This is a genomic window from Lactobacillus gigeriorum DSM 23908 = CRBIP 24.85 (assembly GCF_000296855.1).
GTDB classification, from domain to species: domain Bacteria; phylum Bacillota; class Bacilli; order Lactobacillales; family Lactobacillaceae; genus Lactobacillus; species Lactobacillus gigeriorum.
This window is the reverse complement of record NZ_CAKC01000038.1, coordinates 22319-44688: the sequence shown is the minus strand read 5'-3', so window position 1 is coordinate 44688 and position 22370 is coordinate 22319. Positions and strand designations below refer to the sequence as shown.

The following is a 22370-nucleotide window of genomic DNA, read 5'->3' as shown; positions in this document are numbered from 1 at the left end:
GTGTGGATAACTTGCAACCTTTTCCACATCCTAGCGATCAAGCATCTGTTTTAAATCGAACACGGCGGTTTTAATTTCTGCGTCGGTTTTGATCTGTTGTTGAATCTTATCGCAGGCATGCATTACAGTAGTATGATCCTTACCACCAAATTCCTGTCCGATTTTAGGCAAACTCGAGTCAGTTAATTCGCGTGCCAAGTACATTGCGATTTGCCTTGGAACTACGATTTGGCGAACTCGCTTTTTTCCTTTTAATTCTGCAGTAGAAGTCTGGAAATAGTTTGCGACGACTTCCTGTATTTTAGAGATTTGTAACCCCCGCGTTTTTTGGACAAGCTTTAAGTCAACAAGAGCTTCACGAGCTAACGTAACATTAATATCTTGACGTTCGATCGTGGCGTGAGCTTGAACTTTAACTAGTGCTCCTTCAAGTTCTCGAATGTTGGTGTCGACTTGAGAAGCAATATAGTCAAGCGTATTGTCATCGATTGAAAGACCTTCTCCTTCAGCCTTCTTTTGCAAAATTGCAATTCTCGTTTCAAGATCAGGTGGCGTGATTTCGACTTGTAAGCCCCAAGTGAATCGGGAAACCAACCGTTCTGATAAATCAGGAATTTCAGTTGGCAACCGATCGCTTGTCATGACGATTTGTTTTTGATCATTGTAAAGAGTTTCAAAGGTATGGAAAAATTCTTCTTGGATACCCTCTTTTTTTGCAAAAAATTGAATATCATCGACTAACAATAGATCACAGGTTCGATATTTTTCTCTAAATTGATCCTGGGTTTTATTTTTGATTGAGTTAATAAAATCATTGACGAAGGTTTCACTCTGGATATAAACCACTTTTGCATGGGGCCGTTCAGCCAGCATTTGATGGCCAATTGCCTGCATCAAGTGAGTTTTACCTAAACCAACACCACCAAAAATAAACAAAGGATTGTAAAAACTACCTGGACTATCAGCTACCGCTAAAGCAGCACCTGCAGCTAATTTATTGCCCTCACCTTGAACGAAATTATCAAAGGTGTACTTATCGTTTAAACGTAAGTCTTTGGTAAATTCATCACGAGGACTAGGTGCAGGAGTTGGTTTTTCTTCTTGATGCGGTGTTGAATTAAAAAATCGCTCTGGTCCTGCTTCGCCTTCGATTTGAAAAGTAGGCAAAATTTCCATTCCTGCGTAGCCATATGCTGATTGGATTAGTTGAGAAGCTAGATTTTTTTCCCAATATCCTTTGGTAACAGGGTTTTGGACGGCAATAACCAATTCATGCGAATTTTTATCAAAAGATAAAGGCCTAGTGTTTTTGAACCAGGCATTGTAGGCAACTTCATTGAATTGCTCGCGCATTTCATTGTTAAAATGTTGCCAAAATTTATCAAGATCAAACAAATTGTATTCCTCCAAACATAAAAGCAGAATAATTGTAACATTTAATCATTAAGTTTTCCACAAGTGAACAAAAGTAATCACCAATTAACAAGGTGTGGATTCTTATTTTAATCAAATACTCATAACTGATATTAATATTTGCACAGTTAGAGATATAAACATGCAGCTTGTGCATAAATTATAGCATAATATCAAGGAAATAACGCGAAAATCTAAAGATTATCCACATGCTGTTGATTATCTTTTTAACAGCGTGTGAGTTGTGGATAAATCATAAGGAATAGTTGTGTATTTTTTACTGTGGATAAAAATCGTGCCTAATTTTTCCACAGATACTTTCTTGATTTTTGCAAAAAAGTCAAGAAGAAAAGAAGATTTTTTGGATTTTTTACTTGGTTTTTTCTAGTAATCATGCTATTCTAAATAGTAAATTGTGCAGACAGCACAAAATTAAATGGAGGTGCAAATTTATGACAACTAAGAGAACTTACCAACCAAAGAAGCGTCATCGTTCACGTGTTCATGGTTTTATGAAGCGTATGAGTACAGCAAATGGCCGCAAGGTTTTAGCAAGACGCCGCGCAAAGGGTAGAAAAGTCTTATCTGCTTAAACCACTGAGATCCCAGTGGTTTTTTTAGTCTACTAGAGTGGAATGAAACGTTTTGAGAAAATCTTATCGTGTAAAATCCGAAAAGGATTTTCAGCAGGTATTTGAAACTGGTGATTCTTTTGCCAATCGAGCTTTTGTAATCTATAAGGTAGGAAAGCCTGAAAATAAACATTTTAGAGTAGGGATTTCTGTAGGGAAAAAAGTTGGTCATACAGCTGTTGCTCGAAATCGACTCAAGCGTTACATCAGGGCGACGCTAACAGAGATCAAGGAGCGAATTGATCCGCAAATTGACTTTTTGGTAATAACCCGCCCATATGCTCGAGAATTTGACATGACTAAGGTACGCATAAATTTATTGCACGCTCTGTCCTTAGCTCACGTCATTGAAGAAATGCCAGATGAAATTGAGGAAAAAGAGAGTGAAAGACATTCTGAATAAGAGAAACGTCAAGCGCCTATTGGCTGTATTAGCAGTCGCTGTGCTTGCAGTAGTCCTTACTGGATGTGCTTCTAACGGTCAACAATCGGCACCGCCAATTTCTCATACTAGTGGTAATTGGTGGGATCGTTGGATCCTTTACTATGTTTCTGAATTCTTGCTTTGGCTTGCTAGGTTGCTTCATAATAATTATGGTTGGACGATTATCGTCTTTACGATTTTGGTCAGAATCATTCTGGTTCCGTTGAACGCTATTTCAATTAAGAGTTCAACCAAGATGCAACAGATTCAACCTGAAATGGATACTTTACGTAAAAAGTATCCAGGTAGGGATGCTGAATCACGTCAATTGCTTCAAGAAGAAACTAATAAGTTATATAAAGAAGCAGGGGTTAATCCGTATGCCGGATGCTTGCCTTTATTGATCCAGTTACCCGTAATGTATGCTTTGTATGATGTAATTAGAAGAACACCAGAATTGCAAAATGGTCATTTCCTATGGATGGATTTAGGAAAGCCTGATCCATATTACGTAATGCCAATCTTAGCAGTTGCGTTTACTTTTGTTTCAACTTACATTAGTCAAATGTCGATTCCTAAGTCTAGTCAAAATGTAATGTCCAAGGTAATGATGTATAGTATGTCTTTGCTTGTTGGGGTATATGCAATATTCTTCCAATCAGCAATTTCACTCTACTGGGTAATTTCTAACTTATTCCAAGCCATCCAAACCTTCTTCTTACAAAATCCGATTAAATATCGTCGGGAACAAGAAGCTAAGGCTGAGGCTGAACGTGAGCGTAAACGCAAGTTGCGGAAAGCTTATAAGCGTTTAGGACGCAAAAATTAAATAAATCATCTAAAATCATTTTTAGATAAAGTAGTCAAAGTGCTTTATCCATCATGAATCTTATTTGTGGTGGTATATTGCACTTTTTTTATTGAAAAAGGTGAAGAAAATCATGGCTCAAACTTTAACGGAATTTGATACAATTGCAGCTATTTCGACGCCGATTGGTGAAGGCGGAATATCGATTGTAAGAATGTCAGGAGAAGAGGCAGTTCAAATTGCCAATCGAGTTTTTAAAGGCAAAGATTTGGAGAAGGTGCCATCGCATACCATTCACTATGGCTACATTGTAGATCCTGCTAATGACTCGATGATTGATGAAGCAATGGTTACCGTTCTACGCGCACCTAAGACTTTTACCCGCGAAGATATCGTCGAGATTAACTGTCACGGAGGTATAGTGGTAACCAACCACATCTTGCAGCTGCTATTGGCTAATGGTGCGAGAATGGCAGATCCAGGCGAATTTACCAAGCGTGCTTTTGTTAACGGTCGAATCGATTTGACGCAGGCTGAAAGTGTAATGGATATTGTCCGTGCAAAAACAGATAAAGCACGTCAAGTGGCTGTCGGACAGTTAGTTGGAGGTCTTCACAGTAAAATTAACGAGTTGCGGCAAAACCTATTAGATACTTTGGCAAATGTTGAGGTAAATATTGATTATCCTGAATATGATGCTGATCAAGTAACGGCTAAACAAATGAGAGCTGCTTCAGAGACGATTATTGCCAAAATCGATAAATTACTTCAGAGTGCGCAAGAAGGTACAATTTTGCGTAATGGTTTAGCTACTGCAATTGTGGGACAACCAAATGTTGGCAAGTCTTCCCTATTGAATTATTTGACTCAAAGCGATAAGGCAATTGTTACTGATGTAGCTGGGACTACGCGTGATACTTTAGAAGAGTATGTTTCTGTTAGAGGCGTGCCTTTGAAATTGATCGACACCGCTGGAATCCATGATACAGATGATAAGGTTGAAAAAATTGGCGTTGCCCGCTCACAAAAAGCATTGGAACAGGCAGACTTAGTTTTGCTTTTAATCGATGCAAGCCAAGAGTTAAACGATGAGGATCGCGCATTATTGGAATTGACTGCTAATAAAAAACGTATCATTGTTCTAAACAAGAGTGATTTAGGCCAAAAAGTAACTCCTGAAGAAATGAAAGCTATTAGTGGAAGCGAAGTAGTTGCTACTTCGATTTTGAAGGAAGATAATTTGTCCAGTTTAGAGGACTTGATCAAGCAATTATTCTTCTCGGGAATTGAGAATTCTCAAGATCAAATCTTGGTTACGAATCAGCGCCAAGTTGGTTTGTTAAACAAGGCCAAGCAACAATTAAAAGACGTAATTCAAGCAGTTGATGATGAAGTTCCAGTTGATATTGCTCAAATCGATTTAACGGGTGCTTGGGAAACTCTAGGCGAGATAACAGGGGATAGTGCGCCTGATGAATTGATTAATGCTTTGTTTAGCCAATTCTGTTTAGGTAAGTAGAAAAAATATTTAAAGGGATGAAATTGATGAAGACATATGATTCAAATGAATATGATGTGATTGTCGTAGGTGCGGGTCATGCAGGAAGTGAAGCAGCGCTTGCAAGTGCACGAATGGGTCAAAAAACGCTGTTATTAACAATTGGCTTGGATATGGTGGCCTTTATGCCATGTAATCCATCAGTTGGTGGTCCTGCAAAAGGAACTGTAGTAAGAGAAATCGATGCTCTAGGTGGCGAAATGGGTAAAAATATCGATGCCACTTACATTCAAATGAGAATGCTTAATACAGGTAAGGGACCTGCAGTTCGAGCTTTGCGGGCGCAAGCCGATAAGTGGGAATACCATGAGCATATGAAGGATACGATTGAAAATACGCCTAACTTAACTTTGCGTCAAGCTGTAGTTGATGAATTGGTAGTTGAAGACGGTATTTGTCGTGGAGTGATTACCAATACCGGTGCTAAGTATCATGCTAAAGCTGTCGTTTTGACTACGGGGACAGCAGCTCGCGGGCGAATTTTCATTGGTGAGTTGAACTATTCATCTGGTCCTAACAACACTTTACCAGCAATCAAATTATCTGAGAATCTTGAAAAATTAGGCTTCAAATTACGCCGGTTTAAGACTGGTACCCCTCCAAGAGTAAATGGCAATACGATTGATTACTCTAAAACAGAGGAAGAGCCAGGGGATGAAATTCCACGGCATTTTTCATACGAGACTAGGGATGAAGACTATCTCAAAAATCAGATTTCGTGTTGGATGACTTATACTAATGACGAAACCCATAAGATCATCAATGCCAATCTTGATCGCTCACCGATGTTTAGTGGTGACATTGTTGGCGTAGGACCAAGATATTGTCCTTCAATTGAAACTAAGGTAGTACGTTTTGCGGATAAGGATCGTCACCAATTATTCCTTGAACCAGAAGGCAAGAAGACTAAGGAAGTATATGTTGGTGACTTTTCAACTTCGATGCCTGAAGAAGTTCAATTAGAGATGCTTCATACGGTTGCCGGTTTGGAACATGCAGAAATGATGCGTCCAGGCTATGCAATTGAATATGATGTAATCGATCCATGGCAGTTGAAGCATACTTTGGAAACTAAGCACATCAAGAATTTATTTACTGCTGGCCAAATGAATGGTACTTCAGGCTATGAAGAAGCTGCAGGTCAAGGCTTGATCGCAGGAATTAATGCAGCTTTGCGTGCACAAGATAAGCCTAGCTTTACTTTGGGCCGTGATGAGGCTTATATTGGCGTTTTAATTGATGATTTGGTAACTAAAGGTACTGATGAGCCATATCGTTTATTGACCTCTAGAGCCGAATATAGATTGATTTTACGTCATGATAATGCTGACTTGCGTCTAACTTCCTATGGTCATGAATTAGGTTTGATTTCAGATCAAAGATATGAGGCTTTTGAAGCTAAAAAAGCAGCTATTCAAGAAGCCAAGGATCAACTGGCTCAAATTACGATTCATCCAACTGAAGCCGTTCAAAATTATTTAGCGGCTTTAGGTGAAGACGCCCTAAGTGCAGGCCTTAAAGCTAATATTTTCTTACGCCGTCCAAGAGTTACGATTGCTGATATTGAACGCCTAACTGGTGAAAAAATTGCTGGTGATCGCTATGTTAAGGAACAAGTTGAAATTAACATCAAGTATGAAGGTTATATAAAGAAGGAACAAGTTAGAATCGATCGTTTGCGTCGTCAAGAAGCCAAGAAGATCCCAGCTAATATTGATTACAACGCAATTGAAGGTCTTGCCACTGAAGCTCGACAAAAATTTGAAAAGATTCGTCCTGAAACTCTAGCACAGGCAGAAAGAATTTCGGGTGTAAACCCAGCTGATTTGGCGATTTTGAGTGTTTATATTCAAAATGGTCGCTATGCGAAAAAATAACAGATAATGTATTCGTCCCATTGAAAAATCAAAAAAATTCGATGGGATTTTATATTTTGAAAAAAATTTTTTGTTTTTTATACTATAAATTTGATTAAAAAGATAGTTTATTGACTAGAAAGTGCTATCATTTGGTAAGTAATTCACATTTAAAAACGCTAACAATAAGGAATAAAATAAGATTATGGTTCCAAGTTTGTGAAATCACATTCTTTTAAAAAGCGTTTACAATGTTAATCTGACGCCGATAAATAATATTTGCAAATGTGAAAGTTTATGTTTTAATAATCTATGAAAAGTATTGTTTTTAAGGAGATGCACTTATATGGCAAAAATTAATGGCTCAGATGCTATGTTAAAAGTTTTATATGACTGGCATATCGACCACATTTATGGTTTTCCTGGCGGTTCATTCGACTCAAGTATGAACGCTATTTACAACTTCAAGGACAAGATGAAGTTTATCGAAGTTCGTCACGAAGAAGCAGGTGCTTTAGCTGCTTCAGCAGAATACAAGCTTACTGGTAAGCTTGGTGTCTGCTTCGGTTCAGCTGGCCCTGGTGCTGCTCACTTGTTCAACGGTTTGTACGACGCTAAGTTCGACAAGACCCCTATGGTAGCTATCGTTGCTAACGTTCCAACTAGCCGTCAAGACATCGACTTCTTCCAAGCTTTCGATGAAGACAAGTGGTTCCAAAATGCTAGCGTATGGTGCCGTCAACCTAAGACTGCTGAACTTATTCCAGTAGTTGTTGACGAAGCTATTCGTCAAGCTTACGCAAGAAAGGGTCCTGCAGTTGTTATTATTTCTAAGGACCTAGGTTGGCAACCAATCGAAGACAACTTCCGTGTAAACTACGAAGCTAAGGTAGAAGACAACTACCCAGCTCCAACTAAGACTTCTGTTGAAGAAGCTGCTAAGTTGATCAAGGAAGCTAAGAACCCAGTTGTTTACTACGGTTTAGGTGCTAAGGGTGCTGGTGAAGAATTAAAGGAATTCTCAAACAAGTACAAGACTCCACTTCTTTCATCATACCTTGGTATGGGTATCGTTGAAGCTGCCTTCCCAGCATACATGGGTACTATTGGACGTATCGGTGCTAAGCCAGCTAACGAAATCCAAAGCCACGCTGACTTAGTTGTTTGGGTTGGTAACAACTCACCATTCTCAGTATTATGGTTCAACAAGAACGCTAAGGTTATCCAAATCGATGTTGACTCAGCTAAGTTTGGTAAGCGTCACTCAGTAGACGTTTCAATGCTTGCTGATGCTAAGAAGTCACTTCGTGCATTGATCGATGCTGGTGAAGAACGTGAAGAATCACCACTTTACAAGGCAGCTCTTGCAGACCGTGAAAACTGGGATGCATGGATGGATTCATTCAAGGATGACCACCTTAAGGATGAAGGCCGTGTTCGTCAAGAACCAATCTTTGACGTAATTAACAAGTACGCTGCAGATGACGCTATCTTTGCTCTTGATGTTGGTAACGTAAACATGGACACTTGCCGTATGTTAGACCTTCACGGTGACCAAAGATGGACCACTTCAGGTTTACACGCAACTATGGGTTACGGTGCTCCTGCTGCTCTTGCTGCTGCAACTGCTATGCCAGACCGTGAAGTATGGCAATTAGCTGGTGACGGTGGTTTCGCAATGATGAACCAAGAATTGTTGACTATGGCTCGTTACAACATGCACGTATTGAACGTTGTATTTACTAACGAAACTCTTGGTTACATCGAAGCTGAACAAAGAGATGAATCAAACCAACCATTGTCAGGTGTTATCATGCCAGACAACGACTGGGCTAAGGTTGCTGAAGGTATGAACGTACCAGCTGTAACTGTACGTACTAAGGACGAATTTGAAGCTGCTGTTAAGGAATGGAAGAACATGGATGGTCCTATGCTTATTGACGTTAAGTACACTAAGCACATGGCTTACTCAACTGAACTTAACACTCTTGGTGACCCAGAATTCGTTAAGTTCTACCATGCTGAAGACTTGAAGCCATTCAGCTACTTTGCTGAAAAGTATGGTGTGGAAACTGATGCTGCTTCAGGTGCATCTCAACACGAAGAAGAACCAGAACCAGATCCAGAACCAGAAGCAACTTCAGGTGCTTCAGAACACTAATTTCTTAATTAGTTAAAAGATAAAAAGTCTGTTTTCGTAAGGAAAGCAGGCTTTTTTATTTTGTGACTAAAAGTTATAATTATACTAGCGATTTTTTAATGGAGGATTTTTTATGTCACAATTTGGTGTTATCGGCTTAGCCGTGATGGGTAAGAACTTAGCCTTGAACGTTAGAAACCATGGCTTCTCAGTTGCTGGATTTAGTATTGATAAACCTGAGGTAGATGCTTTTGCAAAATATGAAGATGATAAATTGAAGGCATGCTACACTTGGGAAGAATTTGTTGATGCACTTGAAAAGCCACGCAAGATCTTGATTCAAATTATGGCAGGACGCCCAGTCGATGAAACTATCAAGAGATTGTTGCCCTTGCTTGATAAAGGTGACATTTTAATTGATGGAGGAAATTCTAATTTCCATGATACAACAAGAAGATGCGAAGAATTAGCACAATCAGGTATCCACTTTATCGGAATGGGAGTATCTGGTGGTGAAGAGGGAGCCTTGAATGGACCAGCTCTAATGCCTGGCGGTGATGAAGAAGCTTACAATGAAGTAGCACCAATATTAGAAGCGATGGCTGCAAAAACTCCTGAAGGTCGTCCTTGTGTCAGCTACATTGGCCAGAGTTCAAGCGGTCACTATGTAAAAATGGTTCATAACGGCATTGAATATGCAATTATGCAAGAATTTTCTGAAATTTATGATATTTTGCGTCAAGTAGTAGGCAAGACTAATGATGAAATGTCAGCAATTTTCAATGACTGGAACGAAGATCTAGTACCTTCATATTTAACAGAAATTACGGCTGCGGTGTTAAAACAACAAGATGATTTGACACCAGATCATATTATCGATCATATTCTTAATGAGGCTTCATACAAGGGAACTGGTAATTGGATGTTAGAAGACGGCGTCAGTCTAGGAGCTCCAATCAGTGTGATTGCTGAGGCGGTAATTGCAAGATTTATGTCTAAGGCAACTACTAGAGAAGAACATCACCGTGTGACAGAAAAACAAGACAAACCGGAATTGATCACCGCATTAGAAAAATCACTCCAATTAGCACAAGCTGTAGCTTATGCTCAAGGCTTCCAACAATTAACCATGGCAGCTAAGGCTTATAGTTGGAACCTACGTTACCCAGCAATCGCCCAAAATTGGGAGGCGGGATGCATCATTCGTTCAGCAATGCTTAAAGATATCGAAAATGCTTACGAGAACGACAAAGATATCAGTGTATTGTTCCAAGATGCTTACTTCAAGAAATTAATGACCAACAACTTGCCTGCTTTACGTCAAGTAGTGGCAGTAGCTGCTGCATCAGGAATTCCAACACCAACTCTAAGCGCTTCGCTTAACTATCTTGAATCAATCTTCAACGCTGATTTACCAGCTAACTTGATCCAAGGTCAACGCGACTACTTTGGTGCTCATACTTATGAACGTAATGATCGCCCTGGCGTTTACCATATGGAATGGTATGAAGAAAAATAGTTGTTACACGTGTAACACAAAAAAAGAACTCATTGATCGGAGTTCTTTTTTTGGTGTATGATGGATTTATTGATTTAAGGATAGGTGGGGTTAAAGGTGAAAACTGAAGGTGGCACGAGTCTGAAACTATTAGGACAAGCACTTCTAGTAGGAGCGCTCACAGGAGCTGTTGTGGGTATATTCAGGTTCGGCATCGAAACGACGTCAAAATGGTGGCTAAATTTGTACCAAATGGCACATCAAAATATTGCTTGGCTATTGGTGATTATTGTTGGATTGATTGCTGTAGCAGTAATTGCTGGCTATTTTGTAAAACAACAACCACATGTTGGTGGTTCAGGTATTCCAGAAGTTAAATTGCAATTGCAAGGCAAGTTGTCCGTTAACTGGTTGCCAATCTTGTGGCGGAAGTTAATCGGCGGAATTCTCGTAATAGGAACAGGATTATTTTTAGGACCTGAGGGACCTTCATTGCAATTAGGTTCTTCGATTGGGCAAGGAGTTGGTGAAAGTTTTAAAGAAAGCAAAACCGATTCTCGTGTCTTGTTAGCTACAGGGGCAGCAAGTGGTTTAGCGGCAGCTTTTGGCGCACCGCTCAGTGGAGCATTATTCGTGTTAGAAGAAGTTTTTCATAACTTTTCACCACGTGTTTGGCTTAATGCCTTGGCAGGAGCTATTGCCGCTAATTTCGTAGTTTCAAATATTTTTGGTCAAAAAGCCGTGTTGGCAATACCATATGAACACACTTTCCCAATAAAAATTTATTGGCATCTGATTTTATTAGGATTGATTTTGGGGCTTTTAGGGCATCTATATAAGATGGGTTTGTTTAGCGTTAAGAAAGTATATCTGTGTTTTAAGGCATTGCCTCGTTGGTTGCATGGATTAATTCCAATGGTATTTTTAGTTCCGATTGCTTACTTCTGGCCGATTGTTACTGGACCAGGTAATCCATTGATTTTGTCCTTGGCAAAAACAATCACGACTCAAGGTTGGGTTACAGTAGGAATATTGGCATTTTTCTTTTTGTTGAGAATTGTCTTTTCAATTATTTCTTATGACTCAGGATTGCCAAGCGGTATTTTCTTACCAATTCTAACTATGGGTTCGTTGGTTGGTGCGACTTACGGAACCTTTATGGTGCAATTAGGATTATTACCAAAAAACTTGGTAGTAAACCTAGTGATCTTTTCAATGGCAGGGTTGTTTGCAGCGATCATTCGTGCTCCATTTACGGCGATTATTTTGATTACGGAAATGGTTGGCTCGTTATTGCACTTAATGCCATTAGCGGTAGTTGCCTTTATTGCTTTGTTAGTTGATGAATTGCTTGGTGGACGTCCAATATACGATGTATTAGCTGAAGGCGTGTATGCTAGTGAACATGGCGGTAAGAGTGAAGTATGTGGCCGTGAGGATCAACTAACAGTTCCAGTTTATGAAAGTAGCCAATTAGTCGATAAAAAGGTGGCAGACATTAAGTGGCCTAAGGATACCTTGGTTAAAATGATTCGCCGTGGAAGCGAAGAAATCATCCCTAATGGTCAAACAATTATTGCTGCTGGAGATATGTTGGTACTAGCGGTTGATTCGAATCAACGCGGATATGTTTACGATCAACTAAAAAAACTGCAAGAAGTTGAATTAGATGGATAAAATGATAACCCTCTTTTTTGTGAAAACACACAAAGAAGGGGGTTATTTTTTTGTAGATTATGATATTAAGTAACTATCAGATATTATAATTGTGAAAGCAGATTCATAGTTGCTGTGATAACGATATAAAGGCCTTGAAGTTTATTTTAAATCAGAGGATAATAATCAGTATATTCTTTATATGTATGTAGAAAGTGTGCATTATCATGGAAAATGTAATTTCACTGGTAATCTATTTAATAATGCTTAGTTTAGGTATATTTGAGTTATATCGGACTTATAAATTCTATAAATGGGATCAAAGTTCTAAAGAAAATCCTATGGCTCCAGCAGTGATCTATTATGGAGGCTACTTTGGTGTAGCTCTTGTGTCATTGTCAACCCTGTTTTTTACAGGGGCTGTCGATATTAAACTAGGCCACCTATTTTATATTATCGTTGGGATTTGCATTATGTTGGTATCCATCCTGATCTTTAGAAGAGGCAGACAGATGTCTAAAAAGCTGAAGAAGGATGAAAGCAATTTAGCGGTGGTGCAGGTTTATGTGATTGCAGCGGTATTGTTCTTTACGGGATTTGTAAATTTATTTAAGTAATCAAAACCAAAACTGCCTTGTTTGATACGAAGACGTATCATCAAGGCAGTTTTTTATTGTTAATTCTGATTGCATCAATAAAACTAGGATAGAGATTTTATAATTTGGTAAAGATTTAAACTCAATATCAGGGAAAAATATTGGTTGATATCATCAAACTACTTGTCCGACAGTAAGTTTGATGATTTTTTATTATAGCGATAACCAATTAATAAATAGCGCTCCACACTTGCATTTATGATAAATGATGATATAAATACTATGCAATTATAGCTAACATATAATTATTAGTTAGTATAACTAAATATTGTGGCCATTATCTGGCTATTAACGGGATGGAAATTGCCAATGTTTGCTAGTCAGTTTTTGACTTACATTGGTAATCTAGTAACACCATTAGCCTTGATCTACATCGGAATTGTATTGGCTGATTCCGGGATCAGTCGCGTTCGGATAGATCGCGATAGTTTATTAGCGTTGTTTGGCAGATTTATCTTGGCGCCGGCGGTAATGATTTTGTTGATTAAATTGGCTCCTGGAATTGGGTGGAATGTTCCTAGTTTGATGGGTAAGACCTTTATTGTACAAGCAGGAACGCCAGCCCTAGAAGTGCTACCTGTACTAGTTAACGAATCTCATGGAGATGTTGATTATGCGACAAATGTAGTGGTTCTAAGTACGTTGCTGTTCGTTGTCGTAGTGCCAGTGCTAATGATGATTGCTGGATAAAAATTCTTATCTTGAAAAAGGCTTCTGAACCTAACATTCAGAGGCCTTTTTTAGTCGCTAATTTCGTTTATTTTTAGTTAAAATTTCCCACAATAGCTCTTCTTTTGCAGTCATTAAATGATTTTGTCGGGTGGCAGCTGCTAGGATGAAATCAGGTTGATTCGCATCTAACAGTGGCAGTGCCACTACCTGATCATCGTCGTTGATCGCTAAGCTAGTTAAGTATGATACGCCAAGATTTTTGGCGACCAAGGCTTTAACAACAGCAACGGCCGGGCTACGGTAAATGGTGTTAAGGCCAATTTGATTTTGTTTAATTAGTTGTTGCAAGATTTGATTATGCAGGTAATTGCTACTCAAGCCAATAAAGTTTTGATTTGCTAGTTCACGAAAATATACGCCAGATCTATTAGCCCAGGGATGAGTTTTAGCAACGATAATTCGTAAAGGGTAGTGGGCAATGACTTGAGTATCGATATCAAAAGCCATATTAGGATCGGTTAGACCCAATAAAGAAAAATTAATTTCACCATGGATCAAAACCTCGATAAATTCATTTGAACCAGTCTCGATATTCCTAGGGGAATGTCGGGGCTTTTTTACTCTGTTGCAATTAAAATTTATATAAAAATGAAAAAATATTGAGTTTTTCAGACTGCAAGAGTACACTGTGTCTAATATAAAAATTAAGCCCATATTAAACAGCATTTAGGCTTAATGCTGATTTTTGCTAAAAGGAAGAAGTGGTTTTATGAGAAGGCTGAAAACAACGGTATTAAGTGATTTCTTGAATGACTTACCACTGGGTGCGTTTATAACCTATGCCTACTGGTATGCGTATCAGAAAACGCATGATCAAGGGATCGTATCACTGTTAGGGACAGTATCAATGATTGCGTTGTTACTGGCAGTCTTTGGTGGTTATATTTCCGACAAATATAGCAAGATAAAATTAATGCGGTTTTTAATTATGCTGAGATTTATATTCATTGCAATAGGAGCAGCTTTTTTATTGCTTAATCCAAGTATGGATGTTGTTGTCGTCTGTTTTGTGGTGATTAGTAGCTCAGTCATAAACATCGTTTATAATCCATTAACTGAAGCAATTGCACCAGCTCTGATTGATAATGATGATGAATTAATTGAAGCCAATTCATGGGTTTCATTAGCTAATAATATCGCTACGATTGTTTCTTCAGGTGTGGCTACAATTTTTGTAGCTGTTAATAAACCCGTGATCTCATTGATTATTCTGCTAACATCGGTAGTTATTTCTTTTATCTTTTTGGGATTTATCAAACCAGATAAAGCACCGTCTTATGCAAGTGAAATGAAAGTTAAATATATTTTCGAAGATTTTGCTGATGGCTTGAAGTTGGTTTTGCATAATAAGCTGATTATGTTAATGGTACCAATTGCGATTGTTGCCAATTTCTGTTTCTATGTAATCTGGTTGTTGATGCCCAAATTTGCACTTACAGTATTTGAAAATTATCGCTTTGTTTATAACGGTATTGACATTGCTTTTACGGTTGGTGGAATTATTGGAGCATTTACTTTTTCTAAAATTAAGGATCGAGTAAATTCGGCAATTGTATGTCCAACATGCCTTGCTTTACAGGCCCTTAGTTTAGCAATTGTTGGAGTTAGTTCGCTAGTAGGGCAGTCACTAGTATCCGCAATTGTTTGTATTGGATGTTGGTTATTCTATGGCTTTTTCAATAGTATTTTTTCTATTGTGTACTTCTCAGTTGTACAAATGTCATCATCTAAGGATAATACTGGAATGATGATTGGTGCAGTTATGACCATCTTTTCGATTGTTAACCCAATTGCTACTGCCATGAGTGCACCACTAGGAAGTGCAGGCCAATTACCAGTTTTAATTTCAGTTTTGGGTCTGATCATGGTTTTGATTTCCGTCATGACTTTTACTCCAATTTATCAAAGAATATTTAAAAAGTACGATACTGTGTATCGAAAATGATACTTAAACCATTTCTAAAATAAAATAGTGCTAGAGAAACATTCAGCTTCTTTAGCACTATTTTTTTATTAAGAAACGATTTTTGTCTTGTTTAATAGCAATGAGCTAGTTACTACTGATACCGAACTAAAGGCCATAGCTAACCCAGCAAATTCAGGACTTAGTTGTAAACCGAATTTGATAAATAATCCGGCAGCAATGGGAATTCCGATTGTGTTGTAAATTAAGGCCCAGAAGAGATTAAGCTTGATTCGATTGAAAGTCTTTTTGGCCAGGTCGATTGCCTTAACTACACCTAATAAATCATTTTGAATTAAAACAATTCCACCGGCTTCAATAGCAACATCAGTACCAGAACCCATGGCGATTCCAACGTCAGCAGTTGAAAGAGCAGGTGCATCATTAATTCCATCGCCAACAAAAGCTAGCTTATGACCATCATGCTGTAGCTGCTGTAATTGTTCTGCCTTTTGATTTGGCAACAATTCAGCGATAACCTGATCAATCCCGACTTCATCGGCAATTGCTTGAGCTACCTGTTGATTATCACCAGTTAACATTACAGTTCTAAAGCCTCGGTTTTTAAGACTGAAGATAGCCTGTTTGGCGGTAGCTTTAGGTTGATCTTGGATAGCAATCAGTCCAAGTGCTTGTCCTGCAAGGCCTACAAAGATTACAGTCTTAGCTTCAGCCTGTAATTTATGAGCTTTTTGCAGTAAATAGGGCGATATTTCGCCAGATTCAAATAATTTTTGACTACCTACTCTAACTGCTTGTCCTGCAAGGCTTCCAGTGATTCCTTTACCTTCGATTGCAGAAAAATTGCTAATATCTTCAAGTTTGCTTCCTACTTCTTTAGCTTTTTGAAGAATAGCACTTGCCAAAGGATGTTCAGAATTTTGTTCTAGACTAGCAGCTAGAGTCAAGATGGTTCTCTGATCTCCGATTACGTCGGTCACTTCAGGTTTACCAACAGTGATCGTTCCGGTTTTGTCAAAAACAATTGTGTCGAGACGACTAACTTCTTGCAATACTTCGCCGTTTTTAATCAAGACTCCCATTTTAGCACTACGGCTAGTCCCTACCATCAAAGCAGTTGGCGTAGCTAGGCCAAGGGCACATGGACAGGCAATTACTACGACGCTAACCGCAAAGAGCATAGCTTCTACTGGTGTGGAACCTAAAAAGACATACCAAATTACAAAGGTTAAAATTGCAATGATCAAAACTGCAGGAACGAAAATATGTGAAATCTGATCGGTTAGATTTTGAATAGGAGCATGACTGGTTTGAGCCTTACGCACCATTTCGACAATTTGTGCCAGCATGGTATCTTTTCCTACTTTAGTCGCACGTAAGAGAATTGTTCCATTGGTGTTAATGGTTGTTCCGACGACGTTATCGCCGACTTTTTTGGTAACAGGTAAACTTTCGCCAGTAACCATGGATTCGTCGACATTGGTTGAACCAGATACTACTTGACCATCGACAGGAATCTTTTCACCTGGTTTAACGCGAATCAAGTCGCCAACTTGAACTTGATCGAGCGGTAGCTTAATGAAGGCTTCACCTCGTTTAACTTCAGCTTCTTTGGCTTGCATGCTTAGAAGTTTGCTCAATGCATCAGAAGCACTATGATGCATTTTTTCTTCCATAGCATCGCCTAGAAGGACGAAAATCGTTACAAAAGCAGCACTTTCAAAGTAGACTGCACGTCCGGTAAACATTGCAAAAATACTATAAAAATAAGCGACAGCTGTACCGATGGCAACTAAAGTGTTCATATTGGCATTGTGTTTTTTGAAAGCAGACCAGGCGCTTTTCCAATAAGGAGCAGCAGATATTGCCATAATGACAGTAGTAGTCACCAAGGCCCACCAATTGTAGCCAGGAAGCATCCAATGAAAGGGCATTGCCAGCATTTGAATAATCATTGGAAGCGAAAGGATAAGGGAAATCCAGAAGCGCTGAATGTTACTTAGCTTCATCAATAACTACCTTTCCATGAAACATGTCCATGCCACAAGCGAAATTAAGTTCGCCAGCTTGATCAGTTGGAATATCAATGACTTTAACTGCAGACTTTTCTAGCTCGTATTTTTGATCTAACTCTTTGAAGACTAGTTCATTTAAACAACCAATATTTTGACCAGTCTTAAATTTTATCTTAGCCGGAATACCTTGTTTAAGGTGAATAACATCAGGCTTGTAGCCACCATCAACGACAACTTTTTTAACTTGCTCTTTCTTGAAAAACATTATTTAACAACTACCTTTCCATGAAACATATCCATCCCACAAGCAAAATTATAGGTTGTGGCTTGATCAGTGGGAATATTAATTACTGTTGGTTGATTCTTATCGAGCGCTTCGTTAACGCCAAGCTGCTCAAAAGTGATGCGGGACAAGCAGGCAGTGGAATCCTGCAAGTCAAATTTAACTGTAGCAGGGATGCCTTTGCGCAAAATTACCGTAGCATGAGAGTAGCCACCATTTACTACAATTGTGGCTGATTGTTGATTGTCAATTACTTGTCCAGCTGCTGCTTCTTCTTGATGGGGAGCAAAGAACCACCATCCGATAAAAGCAATTAAAACTAAGGCGAGTAATAATACCAAAATTTGTACGAGTGACATTTTAACAGTCCTTTCCTTTAGTTAGGTTATTAGGCAAACAATTGCAAGGGACAGTTTCGGGAGCAGTGACAGCTTTTTCGTTAGCAAGGTATGCGAGTTTCTTTAAGTCGGTTTTACTCATAGGTACTGCTTGCAGTAATTGAATGAGCAGAGTTCCTTTGTGCATATCGCACATCCGATCTAACATGTCCATGCTTGCGCGATACATCATTTCTGTTTGATCGATAGTAGGGGTATATAGAAATTTGCGCCCCTGTTTTTCCGTTTTTAACCAGCCTTGAGCAACTAATCGGCGCAGAAGCGTTTTGATAGTTGATTCAGTCCAAGAAGTTTTTTCTTGGAGGTTGGTAATCACATCACTAGAGCTGATCGTTCCAGTAGTCCAAATAATTCGCATAACTTCCCATTCAGCTTCGGGAATCATGGATAATTTTGTCATTTTCTACCTTCTTTCGTTTACAAGTGTAAATATACAGTCTTTGTTTACATTTGTCAACGATAAAGCATGAGGTTAGGTAGAAATATAAAAAACGAATTGATCAACAAAATCAATTCGCTTTTAAGCTTAGAATGTTTTATTTTGGTTTAATTACAATTATCATGGTCTTCTACACGTTTTAGCCAAATTATAGAATAAATTGACGAAGTATGATTTGTTAGTTGCACATTATATTATCGATTGCATATTTAGTATTTAGGTAATAAATCCAAATATTTATGATATCCACCAAGAAGCAAGATATCCCTTATTTGTTTTAAAGTAGTAGGATCTTTAGCAAGAAGAGCCTGATAATATTTAGCTAATAATTTGTACATCAATAAATCTGGAGTATTAGGAAGGTCCTTTATAAAACTCAAAATTTCATTCCAAAAGGTTGAATCAGCATTCCTATAGCTTAAATCTAAAAAATTTATACAAATACTAGCGGTTATTTTTTGAAGTTCTTCATTATCGGTTGCCCTGTATTTCTTTAAAATGGAATGTACTAAAAATGCTAATTCGTCTATCTCGTAGATAAACATCGAATTGACGAATAATTTTAAGTTGGAGATTGTCCAATTCAAGCCATTAAATAGGTTCTTCTTTATAAAAAACCGTAGTTCATCATCTATTAAAGAAGGGTCATGTCGTAATGAAGCTTCTATTAAAGAAGCATATAGCTTGACGTTTTGTGAACTTGAAGAATCCTGCTCAATTTTACTTTTTATAGTTGTGATCTGAGATAAGTCATTGTCAAAAAAAGCTACGAATAGCATATTTATTAGTTGAGCATTATTATTGGAGTGATCAGAAACGTCAACTGAAATTTGATTAAAAAAGTCGGTTTTGTTTATGCTGTGTAATTTTAATATTTTCAAGAGGTCGATGGCATTAATTCTTGATATTCCTTGTTCTACTCGAGAATAAAATGAAGTTGAAACTATATTTTCAGCCATTTGTTTTTGAGTTATACCAAGGCTCAAGCGGTATTTTTTTAAAAGTTCGCCTATTTCCATAATGTTCTCCTCATAATTGCATATTTGCAGCTTATTATACAATATGCAATATTAAAAATAAATACTAAAACAGATTGTATCATGTCTTATAATTATAATAATTACTTTATAAATTGAGTATGGATGTATCAAGTAGGGGACAACTTGGTATTAGTGAAAGAATAGGGATGTGATCTTATACTATGGAGAAATATTTGTCTAATATCATGAAACTAAATCTCAGAGCGTATTTAATTTCGTACGCATTAACAACAATTGCCATGTCATTGCCTCATGCCGTCCTAACAATTGTTTTATTTCAAAAAGGTCTGTCACTTTCAGAAATAATGTTGGTTCAAACTACTTATAGTGCTGCAGTATTGCTGTTTGAATATCCTAGCGGATTATTAGCAGATTTATATTCGAAAAAGAAGCTATATGTCATTTCAAGAGTATTGCTGCTAGCTATGATGCTAGTTGTTGTATTTACTTCCGGACTATTTTGGATGTGTTTTGCCTGGTTTTTATATGGAATAGGAAATGCGTTAGATAGTGGTACATTAGATGCTGACATCATAAACTCACTAAAGCAAACTGATCAAACAAATCGATTAAGTAAATTTATTAGTGTAAGTAATCAGTTAGATTTTGTTTCATTGTTAGTTGGAAGCACAATTGGTTCATGGATATACTACAAAATTGGCGTAAATTTTTATTTTGTGGGAATTATCTTAGTGATTTTAGCAATTATAACCATAGTACCTGGTTATAAAGAAGGTATAACTAATAGTGTTACAAGTGAAAAGCCTAGTATTGTTTCAGAAATAGTAAGTGGATTTAATGAAATAAAGAAATCTAAAGGGTTAAAGATAATGATTGCTTTAACTTTTTCTAGCCAATTTTTCTTTCAGGCACACTATCAATTATGGCAGGGTTTGTTTTTAAACAAGGGGCTAGATAAGAAAAATTTCTACATTGTATATATTGTTTTTCAGTTAATAAGTTTAGCTGCTTACAATATTAATTTTGATAAGAACAAATCGAAGATACGATATTATATCCCATTGACATTGATTGCCATGATTTCAGCAATTTGTTTACTTATCTTTACCAAGTCTTATCTGTTTATTGCTTTTTATATGTTATTGATCTTTTTATTTACAGTTGTTGAGTACTATTGCAGTGTGTTATTTTCTACTTTTGTATCAATCGAGAGAATTTCATCTATAACCTCACTTAGATCGAGCATTGGGCGAATCGCTTCAATTTGTTCAATGATCTTATCAAGCTTGATGTTGACTAAAATTAACGTTTTATTTGTAGTAATAGCTAATTTCATTATTTCATTTGTATTAATATTATTGATATTAATGATTTTTATAAAAATAAGAACAGATTCTGCGTCAAACATACTTAAATAGTTTATTTAGAGCTCAAAAGATAGAAAGTAAATCCATGTTTCACATGAAACACAAAAAGAGGATCGATGATCCAATTGTCATCGATCCTCTTTTTTGTACTTTTATAAATTCGTAATTAAGAAGAAACCAATAAAGATGAAGAACAGAATATACATCATCACGGAAACTTCTTTATAGCGTTTGGTAGCTAACATAGTGATAGGGTAGGCAATCATTCCCAAAGCCAAACCATCAGAAATACTATAAGTTAATGGCATTCCCACAACAATCAAAAATGCAGGAAAAGCAACTTCAAATTTATCCCAGTCGATTTTCTTCAAATTCGAAGCCATCAAAACACCTACAATAATTAAGGCGGGAGCGGTAACCGTTGTTGGAATAACTGCCAGTAGTGGGCTAAAAATCATACTGATCAAGAAAAAGATCCCAATAAACATAGCAGTCAATCCAGTTTTACCACCCATGGCAATGCCAGCACTTGATTCAACAGAAGTTCCAAGAGGTGCAGTACCTAATACAGCTCCTTCAATCATGGCTGTTGAGTCGGCTGCAAAAGCACGACCAATTCGTGGAATTTTACCATTGGCATCAACTAAACCAGCCTGTTCGGTCATCCCAATTAAAGTTCCTGCAGTGTCGAAGAAAGTTACCAAAAGAAAAGTCAAAACTACCATGAATAGTTGTGGCGTATTAATATCTTTCAAGTGGAGAACCGCTTGACCAAAGGTAGGCGCAATTGAAGGTGGAGTTGAGATAAAACCATGTGGTAATGGAATTTGACCAATTGCGATACCAAAAATTGCGGTTATAATCATCCCGATGAAAATCGATCCTGGAACATTCATTGCCATTAAAATGACAGTAATCAATAAGCCGAACAAACTGATCCAAACGGCTGGCGATGAGAACTTACCTAGCGTTACCAAACTTGAATCGCTGTTAACGATTAGCTTGCCATTTTGTAAGCCAATGAAGGCGATAAATAAACCAATCCCTGCAGAAATAGCGTATTTCAAGTCTTGTGGGATAGCATCGACGACTAGTTCACGTAGATGTAAAGCTGTGATCAATACGAACAAGATTGATGCTACTAAAACCGATGCAAGAGCGGTTTGCCATTTAATGTGCATTCCCACACAGACATTGTAGGCAAAGAATGCACCACTACCTAAAGTTGGTGCTAGGGCAATTGGATAATTGGCGACTAAGCCCATAATGAAACAGCCAACTGCTGTTGCAATTGCAGTAACAGTGAAGGCAGCCCCAGCAGGAATACCGGCTGCATGTAAAATATTTGGATTAACAAATAAAATATAGGATAAGCTGACGAACGTAGTTAGGGCTGCGACTAATTCGCGACTAACTGTGGTGTTTGCTTCCTTCAATTTAAAGACTTTATCGAGCACAAGATTCCTCCAAATCTAACAACAAATACAAAATAGCTTTATCCAATTTTATCACAAATATTTTTGCTAAAAGAGAAACAATTCTGATAAACATGATAACGTTTTTATTTTAA

Annotated in this window: 19 protein-coding genes and 1 pseudogene; 12 read left to right on the top strand and 8 right to left on the bottom strand. The window is 37.7% G+C overall.

The window, feature by feature from the left end; genetic code table 11:
- Nucleotides 1-30 precede the first annotated feature (30 nt).
- A complete protein-coding gene (gene dnaA / locus BN52_RS03690) occupies nucleotides 31-1395 on the bottom strand; it encodes a chromosomal replication initiator protein DnaA (protein ID WP_008472874.1) in 1365 nt (454 codons plus the stop codon).
- Between the two features lie 470 nt (nucleotides 1396-1865).
- Here dnaA and rpmH point away from each other — a divergent pair, with 470 nt between their 5' ends.
- The 10 genes and pseudogenes from rpmH to BN52_RS03640 form a co-directional block, all read left to right on the top strand.
- Nucleotides 1866-2006, top strand: coding sequence for a 50S ribosomal protein L34 (gene rpmH / locus BN52_RS03685; protein ID WP_008472873.1), 141 nt, complete (start codon nucleotides 1866-1868; stop codon nucleotides 2004-2006).
- A 52-nt stretch (nucleotides 2007-2058) separates the two neighbouring features.
- Complete coding sequence (rnpA, locus tag BN52_RS03680; RefSeq protein WP_008472872.1) at nucleotides 2059-2448, top strand: ribonuclease P protein component; 390 nt, start codon at nucleotides 2059-2061, stop codon at nucleotides 2446-2448.
- A complete protein-coding gene (locus BN52_RS03675) occupies nucleotides 2429-3298 on the top strand; it encodes a membrane protein insertase YidC (protein WP_094777116.1) in 870 nt (289 codons plus the stop codon). Before rnpA ends, BN52_RS03675 begins: the two co-directional genes overlap by 20 nt.
- 112 nt (nucleotides 3299-3410) lie before the next feature.
- Nucleotides 3411-4796 carry a tRNA uridine-5-carboxymethylaminomethyl(34) synthesis GTPase MnmE gene (gene mnmE / locus BN52_RS03670; protein WP_008472870.1) on the top strand — a complete coding sequence of 462 codons (1386 nt, stop codon included), beginning with the start codon at nucleotides 3411-3413 and terminating at the stop codon, nucleotides 4794-4796.
- Nucleotides 4797-4813: 17 nt separating this feature from the next.
- On the top strand, nucleotides 4814-6712 hold the full coding sequence (gene mnmG, locus BN52_RS03665; RefSeq protein WP_198324389.1) for a tRNA uridine-5-carboxymethylaminomethyl(34) synthesis enzyme MnmG: 1899 nt from the start codon (nucleotides 4814-4816) through the stop codon (nucleotides 6710-6712).
- A gap of 325 nt (nucleotides 6713-7037) precedes the next feature.
- Complete coding sequence (gene spxB / locus BN52_RS03660) at nucleotides 7038-8852, top strand: pyruvate oxidase (protein WP_008472867.1); 1815 nt, start codon at nucleotides 7038-7040, stop codon at nucleotides 8850-8852.
- 112 nt (nucleotides 8853-8964) lie between these two features.
- Nucleotides 8965-10350, top strand: a complete 1386-nt coding sequence (gndA, locus tag BN52_RS03655) for an NADP-dependent phosphogluconate dehydrogenase (protein WP_008472866.1) — start codon at nucleotides 8965-8967, stop codon at nucleotides 10348-10350.
- A 96-nt stretch (nucleotides 10351-10446) separates the two neighbouring features.
- Nucleotides 10447-12006: a ClC family H(+)/Cl(-) exchange transporter gene (locus BN52_RS03650; protein ID WP_008472865.1), complete on the top strand. Its 1560-nt coding sequence runs from the start codon at nucleotides 10447-10449 to the stop codon at nucleotides 12004-12006.
- 206 nt (nucleotides 12007-12212) lie between these two features.
- Nucleotides 12213-12602 carry a DUF350 domain-containing protein gene (locus BN52_RS03645; protein ID WP_008472864.1) on the top strand — a complete coding sequence of 130 codons (390 nt, stop codon included), beginning with the start codon at nucleotides 12213-12215 and terminating at the stop codon, nucleotides 12600-12602.
- 306 nt (nucleotides 12603-12908) lie between these two features.
- A pseudogene (locus tag BN52_RS03640) lies at nucleotides 12909-13331 on the top strand (AEC family transporter); the annotation flags it as partial.
- A gap of 57 nt (nucleotides 13332-13388) precedes the next feature.
- On the opposite strand, the gene BN52_RS03635 reads toward BN52_RS03640, so the two are convergent.
- Entirely contained in the window at nucleotides 13389-14027 is a 639-nt protein-coding gene (locus BN52_RS03635; protein ID WP_269082150.1) for a LysR substrate-binding domain-containing protein, read from the bottom strand.
- A gap of 55 nt (nucleotides 14028-14082) precedes the next feature.
- Between BN52_RS03635 and BN52_RS03630 the strand changes: the two genes are divergently transcribed.
- Nucleotides 14083-15318, top strand: coding sequence for an MFS transporter (locus tag BN52_RS03630; protein WP_008472859.1), 1236 nt, complete (start codon nucleotides 14083-14085; stop codon nucleotides 15316-15318).
- 68 nt (nucleotides 15319-15386) lie between these two features.
- On the opposite strand, the gene BN52_RS03625 is transcribed toward BN52_RS03630, so the two are convergent.
- The 5 genes from BN52_RS03625 to BN52_RS03605 all read right to left on the bottom strand — a co-directional run bounded on the left by BN52_RS03625 (nucleotide 15387) and on the right by BN52_RS03605 (nucleotide 19451).
- Complete coding sequence (locus BN52_RS03625; protein ID WP_008472858.1) at nucleotides 15387-17306, bottom strand: copper-translocating P-type ATPase; 1920 nt, start codon at nucleotides 17304-17306, stop codon at nucleotides 15387-15389.
- Complete coding sequence (locus tag BN52_RS03620) at nucleotides 17293-17580, bottom strand: cupredoxin domain-containing protein (RefSeq protein ID WP_094777115.1); 288 nt, start codon at nucleotides 17578-17580, stop codon at nucleotides 17293-17295. The genes BN52_RS03625 and BN52_RS03620 overlap by 14 nt, the downstream gene beginning before the upstream one ends.
- A complete protein-coding gene (locus tag BN52_RS03615) occupies nucleotides 17577-17954 on the bottom strand; it encodes a cupredoxin domain-containing protein (RefSeq protein ID WP_008472856.1) in 378 nt (125 codons plus the stop codon). Before BN52_RS03615 ends, BN52_RS03620 begins: the two co-directional genes overlap by 4 nt.
- A 1-nt stretch (nucleotide 17955) precedes the next feature.
- Nucleotides 17956-18393 (bottom strand): CopY/TcrY family copper transport repressor, encoded by a 438-nt coding sequence (locus BN52_RS03610; protein WP_008472855.1) that lies wholly within the window; start codon nucleotides 18391-18393, stop codon nucleotides 17956-17958.
- Nucleotides 18394-18641: 248 nt separating this feature from the next.
- Nucleotides 18642-19451, bottom strand: a complete 810-nt coding sequence (locus BN52_RS03605; RefSeq protein WP_008472853.1) for a helix-turn-helix domain-containing protein — start codon at nucleotides 19449-19451, stop codon at nucleotides 18642-18644.
- A gap of 182 nt (nucleotides 19452-19633) precedes the next feature.
- Here BN52_RS03605 and BN52_RS03600 point away from each other — a divergent pair, with 182 nt between their 5' ends.
- On the top strand, nucleotides 19634-20851 hold the full coding sequence (locus BN52_RS03600) for an MFS transporter (protein WP_008472852.1): 1218 nt from the start codon (nucleotides 19634-19636) through the stop codon (nucleotides 20849-20851).
- A 101-nt stretch (nucleotides 20852-20952) separates the two neighbouring features.
- Here the strand turns inward: BN52_RS03600 and BN52_RS03595 are convergent, their stop codons facing one another.
- A complete protein-coding gene (locus BN52_RS03595) occupies nucleotides 20953-22257 on the bottom strand; it encodes an NCS2 family permease (RefSeq protein ID WP_008472851.1) in 1305 nt (434 codons plus the stop codon).
- Nucleotides 22258-22370 lie beyond the last annotated feature (113 nt).

Bases quoted from the DNA above. Each gene is read 5' to 3' on its own strand.
- rpmH (WP_008472873.1), top strand. From the start codon at position 1,866: ATGACAACTAAGAGAACTTACCAACCAAAGAAGCGTCATCGTTCACGT.
- mnmE (WP_008472870.1), top strand. From the start codon at position 3,411: ATGGCTCAAACTTTAACGGAATTTGATACAATTGCAGCTATTTCGACG.
- mnmG (WP_198324389.1), top strand. From the start codon at position 4,814: ATGAAATTGATGAAGACATATGATTCAAATGAATATGATGTGATTGTC.
- spxB (WP_008472867.1), top strand. From the start codon at position 7,038: ATGGCAAAAATTAATGGCTCAGATGCTATGTTAAAAGTTTTATATGAC.
- gndA (WP_008472866.1), top strand. From the start codon at position 8,965: ATGTCACAATTTGGTGTTATCGGCTTAGCCGTGATGGGTAAGAACTTA.
- BN52_RS03645 (WP_008472864.1), top strand. From the start codon at position 12,213: ATGGAAAATGTAATTTCACTGGTAATCTATTTAATAATGCTTAGTTTA.
- BN52_RS03635 (WP_269082150.1), bottom strand. From the start codon at position 14,027: ATGGGCTTAATTTTTATATTAGACACAGTGTACTCTTGCAGTCTGAAA.
- BN52_RS03630 (WP_008472859.1), top strand. From the start codon at position 14,083: ATGAGAAGGCTGAAAACAACGGTATTAAGTGATTTCTTGAATGACTTA.
- BN52_RS03625 (WP_008472858.1), bottom strand. From the start codon at position 17,306: ATGAAGCTAAGTAACATTCAGCGCTTCTGGATTTCCCTTATCCTTTCG.
- BN52_RS03615 (WP_008472856.1), bottom strand. From the start codon at position 17,954: ATGTCACTCGTACAAATTTTGGTATTATTACTCGCCTTAGTTTTAATT.
- BN52_RS03610 (WP_008472855.1), bottom strand. From the start codon at position 18,393: ATGACAAAATTATCCATGATTCCCGAAGCTGAATGGGAAGTTATGCGA.
- BN52_RS03605 (WP_008472853.1), bottom strand. From the start codon at position 19,451: ATGGAAATAGGCGAACTTTTAAAAAAATACCGCTTGAGCCTTGGTATA.
- BN52_RS03600 (WP_008472852.1), top strand. From the start codon at position 19,634: ATGGAGAAATATTTGTCTAATATCATGAAACTAAATCTCAGAGCGTAT.